At 71.3% G+C, this 9,201-nt stretch carries 10 protein-coding genes; 1 reads left to right on the forward strand and 9 read right to left on the reverse strand.

Translation table 11 applies throughout. The features are described 5' to 3' along the window. The 9 genes from R6V09_RS37835 to R6V09_RS37875 form a co-directional block, all read right to left on the reverse strand. Nucleotides 1–886, reverse strand: an 886-nt coding sequence (locus tag R6V09_RS37835; protein WP_317886007.1) for an FAD-binding oxidoreductase, incomplete at its 3' end; no start/stop codon positions are given. Between the two features lie 49 nt (nucleotides 887–935). Next, nucleotides 936–2,042: an acyl-CoA dehydrogenase family protein gene (locus R6V09_RS37840; RefSeq protein WP_317886008.1), complete on the reverse strand. Its 1,107-nt coding sequence runs from the start codon at nucleotides 2,040–2,042 to the stop codon at nucleotides 936–938. Next, complete coding sequence (locus R6V09_RS37845) at nucleotides 2,039–3,049, reverse strand: ABC transporter substrate-binding protein (RefSeq protein WP_317886009.1); 1,011 nt, start codon at nucleotides 3,047–3,049, stop codon at nucleotides 2,039–2,041. Before R6V09_RS37845 ends, R6V09_RS37840 begins: the two co-directional genes overlap by 4 nt. A 43-nt stretch (nucleotides 3,050–3,092) precedes the next feature. Then, a complete protein-coding gene (locus tag R6V09_RS37850) occupies nucleotides 3,093–4,193 on the reverse strand; it encodes an LLM class flavin-dependent oxidoreductase (protein ID WP_317886010.1) in 1,101 nt (366 codons plus the stop codon). Nucleotides 4,194–4,216: 23 nt separating this feature from the next. Then, entirely contained in the window at nucleotides 4,217–5,185 is a 969-nt protein-coding gene (locus R6V09_RS37855) for an ABC transporter substrate-binding protein (RefSeq protein WP_317886011.1), read from the reverse strand. After that, complete coding sequence (locus R6V09_RS37860; protein ID WP_317886012.1) at nucleotides 5,182–5,898, reverse strand: ABC transporter ATP-binding protein; 717 nt, start codon at nucleotides 5,896–5,898, stop codon at nucleotides 5,182–5,184. The genes R6V09_RS37855 and R6V09_RS37860 overlap by 4 nt, the downstream gene beginning before the upstream one ends. 2 nt (nucleotides 5,899–5,900) lie before the next feature. Next, nucleotides 5,901–6,782, reverse strand: coding sequence for an ABC transporter permease (locus R6V09_RS37865; RefSeq protein WP_317886013.1), 882 nt, complete (start codon nucleotides 6,780–6,782; stop codon nucleotides 5,901–5,903). Then, nucleotides 6,779–7,624, reverse strand: a complete 846-nt coding sequence (locus tag R6V09_RS37870; protein WP_317886014.1) for a sulfurtransferase — start codon at nucleotides 7,622–7,624, stop codon at nucleotides 6,779–6,781. Before R6V09_RS37870 ends, R6V09_RS37865 begins: the two co-directional genes overlap by 4 nt. Beyond that, the gene (locus R6V09_RS37875; protein WP_317886015.1) at nucleotides 7,621–8,331 is read right to left on the reverse strand and encodes an alpha/beta hydrolase; all 711 of its coding nucleotides are present in this window, start codon (nucleotides 8,329–8,331) and stop codon (nucleotides 7,621–7,623) included. Before R6V09_RS37875 ends, R6V09_RS37870 begins: the two co-directional genes overlap by 4 nt. A gap of 338 nt (nucleotides 8,332–8,669) precedes the next feature. Between R6V09_RS37875 and R6V09_RS37880 the strand changes: the two genes are divergently transcribed. Beyond that, the coding region (locus tag R6V09_RS37880; RefSeq protein ID WP_317886016.1) for a LysR family transcriptional regulator at nucleotides 8,670–9,201 on the forward strand (532 nt) is incomplete at its 3' end.

Here is a 9,201-nt window from a genome sequence, read left to right on the forward strand (position 1 = left end):
GTTCCGCCTCGGCGCCCGCCCCCGCCCCGTCGCACTGCACCAGCAGCAGCGCGGCTCCACGCTCGCCCAGCGCCGGGTCGACGGCGTGCAGCACCGGCCCGTCGAGCAGCTCCGTGAGCGCCGGTACGACCCCGGCCCGCCCGATCGCGTGCGACGCCTCGGCCGCCGCCTCGAACGAGTCGAACCAGGCGGCGATCGTGGCGGTCGCCACCGGTACCGGGCGCAGCCGCAGGGTCGCCGAGGTGATGACGGCGAGAGTGCCCTCGGAGCCGGTCAGGAGCGCGGTGAGGTCGTACCCGGTGACACCCTTCACGGTACGGCGGCCGGTCGTGACCACCGTCCCGTCGGCGAGGACGGCCTCAAGACCGAGCACGCTGTCCCGCGTCACCCCGTACTTCGCGCACCGCAGCCCGCCCGCGTTGGTCGCGATGTTCCCGCCGATCGTGGAGATCGCCGCACTCGCCGGATCGGGCGCGTACCGCAGTCCGTGCCCGGCCGCCGCCCGGTCCAACTCGGCGGTGATCACGCCCGGTTCGACCACGGCGAGCTGGTCGTCGGCCGACAGTTCCAGGATGCGGTTCATCCCGGACAGGTCGAGGACGAGCACGCCCTCGCCGGCCGACGCCCCGCCCGACAACCCGGTGCCCGCACCGCGCGGCACAACCGGGACCCGCAGCGCGTTCGCGTGCCGGAGCGTGACGGTCACGTCCTCGGTGCGCCGGGCGTGCACCACGGCCAGCGGGACACCGTCCGGCCGGGTGCCCGAACGGTCAGTGGCGTGCGCGGCCAACGTGCGCGGATCCGTGGCCAGTTGGTCGGGCGGCAGATCCCGGGCGAGCAGACCGAGGAGCCGGGCGGCGGCGGTGACGGGCGGGGCTGAGGTCACGGGATCAGTACCTTCGGTGCGAATGCGGTCACGGATGCGGCCGACGGGATCATGGATTCAGGGCCCTCGTTCCGATCGCGAGCAGGGAGATGTCCTCCTGGGGCGCGTGCACGGGCGCGCACTGGATGTCCCGGAAGTGCCGCTCCAGCGGATTGCCGCGCGCGAGCCCGGGATTCCCGAGTAGCCGTACAGCCAGCTCCACCGCCCGCACGCCGTGCCGGTCGGCCAACACCCTTGCTCCCAGGGCCTGTTCGGGGGCGTACGAGGTGTCGCCCGCGTCGACGCGCGCGGCTCCGCCGAACACCAGCTCCTCGGCGGCGGTCAGCAGCACCTCGATCTCCCCGGCGGCCCTGCGGAACCGCTCCGTACGGGCCACCGGATGGCCGAGGTTGGCGGGCACGCGCGTCCGGGCGAACGTGTGGAAGAAGGACTGCGCGGCCCGCGCGACCCCCAAGTAGAGGGCCGCGAGGGGGAGATGGAGGGCCGCGCCCGCCCGGTTGTCCTGCTCGGCCGCCGCACCGTGCGGGCCGATCCCGATGACGTGCTCGTAGGGGATCGCCACATCCCGGAACGTCACGTCGTGGCTGCCGCTGGCCCGCAGCCCCAACTGGTCCCAGCGTCCGGTGATCTCGATACCGGGGGAGCCGCCCGGCGCCAGGAAGGTGCCGACGCGCGGCTCCGGCTCGTCGGTGGTGGCCCACACCAGGAACCAGTCCAGGCCCTCCGCGCCGGTCACGAAGCGCTTGGTGCCGCTCAGCGACCAGCCGTCGGAGGTGCGCCGGGCCAGCGTCGAGGGGAGGCCGCCGCGTGCGGGGGAGCCCAACTCGGGTTCCACGCGCGCATGGTTGACGAGCACCGGCCGTTCGAAGGACTCCTTGACGAGCCGCGCGTACAACTCCTCGGGCCAGTGCGGCTGTACGGCCTGTCGGGCGTGCGTGTTGAGGGTCATCGCCGCGATCAGGGCGACGGACGGGTCGCCCCGGCCGATCCGGTGGAGGATGCGCGCGCTCTCCTCGACCCGGGCGCCCCGACCGCCGTACTGCTTCCCGACGGTCGCGGTGAGCAGTCCGGCTTCGTGGGCGATCCGGAGGGACTCGGCGGGGAAGGCGCCCGACTGGTCGTAGCCGGCGGCCAGTTCGGCGATGCGGGCGGTCACAGGGCCTTCTTCAGGTCGGAGTTGAGGGCGGTGGTCCAGAACGACTTCACGTCCAAGTGCTCCTTCAGCGCGCCGAGTTCGGTGAAGGCGTCGGCCACCTTCTGCTGGGAGGCGATCGTGTCGTCGCCGACCGTGCGGGCCTGGGTCGGGCGCTGCTTCTGCGAGGCGACCAGGTCCGACTTGGCCTGCGCCACCGGTTGGTGGGTGGCGTCGGCGGTGACCTTCGCGAAGCCGTCCACGTGGCCGTCGCGGACGTAGGCGTACGCCTTGGTGATCCGGGCGATCAGGTCCGCCGCGGCGGCCCGCTGGGCGAGGCTCTTGAGGACGCTGTCGCGGGCCGACCAGAGGAAGTTGCCGGACAGGATGTCCGCGCCGGAGCCGACCGTACGGGCGCCCTGCTGGTGGGCCGTGATGATCGACGTGCCGTAGGAGGCGAAGGCGTCGATGGAGCCGCCGTTCAGGGCCGCGAGACCGTCGTTGGGCAGCAGTGGCTTGGCGTCGATGTCCGACCACTTGAGGCCGGCCTGCTTCAGCAGCTCGTAGAGGAAGTAGTGGGCGGTGGTGTTCTGGACGTAGCCGACCTTCTTGCCCTTCAGACCGGCGATGTCCGTCACTTGGGAGCCCTTGGGGACGACGACTTCCTGGTTGAGGGTGGTGCCGCGCTGGACGGCGACGACCTTGAAGTTCGGCTTGCCGTCGGCGGCCGAGAAGATGGGCGGGATCTCGCTGGAGGAGGCGAGGTCCAGTGCTCCGGCGCGGACGGCCTGGAGTTGCTTGTCGCCGCCCTGGAACAGGTTCCACTTCACCTTGTACGGGGTGTCGTCGAGGTGGGCGTACTTGAGGACGGCCTCGTCGACCTTCCAGCCGGTGTCACCGACCCGCAGGGTCACGGAGGAGATGTCGGAGGAAGCGGAGTCGGCCGTCGCGCTGCCTCCGCAGGCCGCGGCGAAGGGCAGGAGGAGGGCGAGGGCGGCGGTGGACGCGCGCAGGGTGTGACGCAACAACACGGGGTCTCCATAAGGGGGTTCGCAATCAGAGGGGACGGACGGGTCAGGCGGCGTGGGAGGCGGTCGCCCGGTGGGCGAGTTCCTGGCGGACCAGGGGCAGCACGTGACGGGCGTAGTCGATCGCGTCGTTGAGCGGGTCGTAACCGCGGATCGACAGCAGGTCGCAGCCGATGTCGACGTAGTCGAGGAGGGCTTGGGCGACGGTCTCGGGCGTGCCGACAAGGGCAGTTGAGGCGCCCGCGGCGTTGGTGGCGACGGCGGGCGCGGTCCACAGGCAGCGGTCCTGGACCTCGCCGCGCTCGGCGATGTCGAGCAGGCGCTGCGAACCGACGTTCGCAGGGCGGCCGGTGGTGCGGTAGTGGCGGAGCAACTCGGTGTTCTTCGCCTGGTCCTTGAGGACGCCGAGCGTGCGGTGGGCCTTCTCCCAGGCCAGTTCCTCGGTGGGCGCGATGATCGGCCGGAACGACACCCAGATACGGGGGTGCGGGCGCCCGGCGGCGTCGGCGACCGCGTTGACGGCGGCGATCTGCTCCGCCGTCTCCTTCAACGGCTCGCCCCACAGGCCGAAGATGTCGCCCTGCCGGCCGCCCACCCGGTACGCGTCCTGCGAGGACCCGCCGACCGAGATCGGAACCAGCCCGTTCACCGGCTTCACGTCCGAGTAGTAGCCCTCGAACCTGAAGTACTTGCCCTCGTGCGAGACGGGCCCCTCGGCCTGCCACACCTTCCGCAGGATCTGGATGTACTCGTCCGAACGCTCGTACCGCTCCTCCTTGTTGAGGTAGTCACCCTCCCGGCGCTGCTCCTCGTCGCTGCCCCCGGAGATGATGTGCAGCGTCAGCCGGCCGTCGCTGATCTGATCCAGCGTGGCCAGGGCGCGGGCCGCGTGCGTCGGGAAGATGACGCCCGGTCGGTGGGCGAGGATCGGGCGGATCCGCTCGGTGTGGGTGGCGACGAACTGGGCGATCTGGAAGGCGTCGGGCGAGGCCGAGTGGTAGGCGACCAGGGTGTGGTCGAAACCGCCGTCGTCGAGGGCGCGGGCGTACTTGCGCAGATGGTCGACGTCGAAGCCGGTACGGCTGGAGGCGGCGGGACCCGAGGCCCCGGAGTCGGTGTGGACGGCGCTGATGAACTCGACAGGCATGAGCAACTCCTAAGAAGCGAAGGTCACTTGAGCAGGGAGGTGTCGGAGGTCTTGGCCACGTCGACGTTCGGGTCGAGGACCCCGATGCTGTTCATGAGGTCGGCCACCTGCTGGACGGTCGTGTCGACGTCCGAGGTGATCGGCAGCACCTGGCTGTACGCGGCCGAGGCGAGGGTCTTGGCGACCGTGGCGTCGGCGCCGTTGCGCTGCTCGATGGCCTTCGCGTACGCGTCCTGGTGGGTGCTGGTCCACTTCAGTGCCGTGCTCAGGCGCTGGAGGAAGTCGGAAAGGGCCGTCTTCTTCGCAGAGTTGGCGAGTGCCTTCTCGGAGGCGTTGATGAAACCGATGCCGCTGACCCGGCCGTCCGCGCCGTCGACGAGGAGCTTGCCGCCCTGTTCCAGGCCGACGGCCTGGTAGACGCCGAAGGTCGCCCAGATCTTGACCTTCCCGGAGGCGAAGGCGGCCTGCGCGTCGGTGGGCAGCAGGTACTGCACCTTGACGTCCTTGTAGTTGAGCCCGTTCTGCTTGAGGACGTTGGCGAGCAGGTACTCCGAGATGCTGCCCTTCGCCGAGGACACCACGACCTTCTGGCCCTTGAGGTCCTTCACGCTGTCGATGCCGGAGTCCTTGCGGACGACGATCCCGACGTGCGTGCCGTCGTTCTTGAGGGCGGCGATGTTCTTGATCTTGACGCCACCGCTGAGCGCCTGGAGCGCGGGCAGGTCGGCGGAGTACCCGGTGTCGGCGGCGTCCGCCTGTACGGCCTGGTAGAGCGGGGCCGCACCCTGGAACTCGGCCCACTTCACCTTGTACTTGGCGCCCTTGAGGGCGTCGGAGGCGGCGATGATCGTCTGGAGGGTCTTGGCCTGGTCGCCGATGGTGAGGGTGACCTGCCCGCCGGAGGCGGTGTCCGCCGAGGAGTCGGCGCCGCAGGCGCTCAACGCCAGCAGGGAGGTCAGGCTCAGGGTGGCGGCGGCGATTCTGCGGATCACGAGGGGGTTCCTTCCAGGGTGCGGGTCACGCCGAGCCAGTTCAGGAGGCGGGCGCGCAGGGTCACGAACTCGGGGGCGGTCAGATCACGCGGGCGGGGCAGGTCGACGGTCAACTCATGGGCGATACGGCCCTCGTCCATCACCAGGACCCGGTCGGCGAGCAGCAGCGCCTCCTCCACGTCATGGGTGACCAGGAGGATCGCGCACCCGTGCAGCCGCCACAGCTCGGCGACGAGCGCCTGCACCTTGCCCCGGGTCAGCGCGTCCAGCGCGCCGAACGGCTCGTCAAGGAGCAGGAGTTCGGGCTCACGGACCAGGGCGCGGGCGAGCGAGACCCGCTGGGCCTGACCGCCGGACAGCGTCTTGGGCCAGACGGTCGCGCGCTCCGCGATGCCGACCTCGTCGAGCGCCTTCTCGGCGAGCGCCCGGTCCGGGCGGCCCGGCAGCCCGAGCACGACATTGCGCCACACCTTCAACCAGGGCAGCAGCCTCGGTGACTGGAAGGCCGCGCTGCGCCGCGCGGGCACGGTCACCTCGCCGCCGATCTCGTCGTCGAGCCCCGCGAGAATCCGCAGCAGCGTCGACTTGCCGCAACCGCTGTGCCCGAGCAGGGCCACGAACTCGCCCTCACGGATGTCCAGATCGAGCGCGTGCAGCACGGTGTTGCCGTCGAAGGCCCGCGAAAGCCCCCGTATTTCCACGGAGTTGGCCATGTCTACGCCTCACCCTCGAAGTTGGCCCGCCAGGTCAGCAGGCGGCGCGACAGGATCCGTACGGCGAAGTCGCAGGCGAGGCCGAGCAGCGCGTACACGACGAGGCACAGCACGATCACGTCCGTACGGAAGTACTGCTGGGCGTTGCTCATCAGATAGCCGAGCCCGGCGTCCGCGTTGACCTGCTCGGCGAAAACCAGCGCCAGCCAGGCGGTGGACAGCGCGTACCGCAGGCCCACGAGTGCCCCGGGCAGCGCGCTCGGCAGGATCACGTACTTGATCAGACCGAACCGGCCGAGCCCCATCATCCGTGCGGCCTCGACGAGTTGGGCGTCGGTGGAGCGGATACCGCCGTAGATGTTGAAGTACAGCGGATACGTCACCCCGAGCGCGACGAGTGCGATCTTCGGGGTCTCCTCGATGCCGAACCAGACGATGAACAGCGGGATCAGACCCACCCAGGGGATCGCCCGGAACATGCCCATCGAGGAGTCGATGACGTCCTCGCCGAGCCGGAACAGGCCGGCCACCAGCGACAGGACGAGCGCGACGCTCGCGCCGATGAGGAATCCGATGGCGGCACGGCGGCCCGACGCGGCGATGGCGCGCGGGAGTTCACCGTCCTTCGTCAGGTCGACGGCCTGTCGGATGACGTCGACGGGGGAGGCCAGCACGGACTCGGGCAGCACACCGGTGGCGGAGGTCAGGAACCAGAGCAGCACGAGGCCGACGGGTCCGGCGGCCCGCCGCACGGAACGCGGGACGGTGAAGCGGCGGGCGGTCTTCGCCGTGCCCCGGATGGTGACGCGGGCCGCCGCCGGGGTCCTGTCCTCGGGGGCCGGCTGTGCGGGCAGCACCGCCGCGTTCAGCGGTTTCGTCGTCATGGCCTGCCTCCCGTCGCCGCCGGGCGGGCGGGGTCGGCGGACCAGGCGGACCAGGAACCGGGGAAGAGCGTCGCCTCGAACCCGGCGATCTCCAGCGCCGCGATCTGATGGGCGGCGGTGACCCCGGACCCGCAGTACACGCCGACGCGGACCGCCTCGCCGGCACCGCGTTCCTCGAACCGCTTGCGCAGTTCCTCGGGCGACAGGAAGGTCCCGTCCGCCGCCAGGTTCTCCCCGGTCGGCGCGGACACGGCCCCCGGGATGTGCCCCGCGCGCGGGTCCACCGGCTCGACCTCACCCCGGTACCGTTCACCGGCTCGGGCGTCCAACAGCAGTCCCGATTGGGCGAGTTCGGCGGCGCCGTCGGCATCGGTGATCGGCAGCGCACCCGCACGGAGTACGACGTCACCGGGTGCCGGGTCGGCGGGAATCCCGGACTCCAGCGGCAGCCCCGCAGTGCGCCAGGCGTCCAACGCCCCGTCCAGCAGCGTCACTTCGTCGACGCCGGCATATCGCAGCAGCCACCAGGCGCGAGCCGCCGCCGTGTTGCCCAGGTCGTCGTGGACCACGACGGGTCGGCCGCTCCCGATACCCCAGCGGCGCGCGGATTCCTGCAGTTCCGCGAGGTCCGGCAGCGGATGCCGGCCGCCCTCCGGGCTCGCCGGCGCGGCCAGTTCGGTGTCCAGGTCGACATAGACCGCGCCGGGGATGTGGCCGTCGGCGTAGTGGTCGCGGCCGTAGGGATCGCCGAGGGCCCAGCGGACGTCGAGGAGCACCGGCGGCTGTTCGGAGCGGAGGAGTTCGGCCAGCTCGGGGACCGTGGTCGTCACGCGGCGGCTCATGTCAACGCCTCGGCGATCGCGGGAAGTTCGGAGGAGAGGCGGAGCCGTTCGAGGAAGAGGACGACCGTGGCGGCGACGGTGCGGTGCAGGGCGTCGTTGAGGACGTCGTGCCGGCCGTCCACGAAGGTCACGGTGTGCACGTTCGGGTGACCGTCGTAGACGGACAGCGCACGGTCGAGCGGGCTGATCGTGTCGTCCTTGCCGTGCAGGGCCAGCACCGGCACGCGCACCAGGTCCAGGCGCGGTGCGGGCAGTTCGGGGGCGCTGTCGATGGCGCCCCGGCGGAAGTCGGGGTCCCGCGTGAGGCGGCCCTGATGGGTGGGGCAGGCGGTGCGCGCCGCGGCCTCCTCCTCCCAACTCCCCGATGTCCACGAGCCGGTGGGCAGCCCGGCCAGGATCAGCGCGTCGATGCCCGCGGTCTGCTCCGCGGCCAGCTGCAGGGCGTAGCGCGCGCCCGTGTCGGAACCGACCAGCACCTTCGGGCCCGGCAATGACTCGTCGGCGAGCAGTTTGGCGGCCTGCTCCAGTACGGCGGGGTCGGCGGCCGGGTCGCCGAGGGCGCGGACGCGGTAGGCGTCGTAGCCGAGCCGGCGGCCGAACCGCTCGTAGACACCGCCGTGTTCGCCCCGCCCGGCCAGCACGATCAACGTGCCGCGCGCGGCGAGGCCTTCGGGTTCGTCCCAGGACGAGACAGAGGAAGAGGGCATGGGGTGACAACTCCCAACGAGGGGAAAGGGGAGGGCAATTGAGCAGGGGGAGAGGAAGAGCGCAGGCCGGAACCGCCGTCACGTGTCAGTGCGCGAGGCGGACGTGATCAGCGAGAACGCGGGGAGGGTGCCGGAGAAGGGCTACAGGTCAACGACAGCGCGCGCTGCACGCCACGCCGAAGTCGATGACTCGGCGCTGCGTCAGAAGGGCAGCGAAAGCGGTCGTGTGCAGCATGCGCCCATCATGACCGGCCCCGACCGATCGCGTCCAACGATGATTCCGCATCGAAATCGATCAGTTATCGCGATCGATGCCCGAAACGGCTACCGTCACCGGCATGCCCCAACCTGTCCTCGACATCGTGGCCCTGCGCAGCCTGACCGCGATAGCCGACTGCGGCGGCTTCCATCGCGCGGCCCGGGCCCTCGCCCTGAGCCAGTCCGCGGTCAGCCAGCATGTGCGCAGGCTGGAGAAGACGCTCGGCCTGCCGATCGTCGAGCGGGAGGGGCGCGGCACCCGGTTCACGCCCGCGGGGCGGCTGCTCCTCGAACAGGCCCGGCGCATCCTCGCCGTGCACGACGAGGCCGTACGCACCCTGCTCGACGTGGACGGCGACACCATCACCATCGGGTCCACCGAACACGCGGCCGACCAGTTTCTGCCACGGCTGACCGCGGCCGTCCAGGAGGTACGGCCGGGCTGCCGGGTCCGCTTCCGCATCGACCGCTCGGCCCGCCTCGTCGAGGCCGTGGAACGCGGCAGCGTCGACGTCGCGGTGTACGTCACCGAGGCCGCCGCCACCGAGGGCACCCCCGTCGGCGGCCTCCCGCTGACCTGGCACGCCACGCCCGGCTGGCGGCCACCGGCCG

Source organism: Streptomyces sp. W16 (genome assembly GCF_033194735.1).
In the GTDB taxonomy this organism is placed as follows: domain Bacteria; phylum Actinomycetota; class Actinomycetes; order Streptomycetales; family Streptomycetaceae; genus Streptomyces.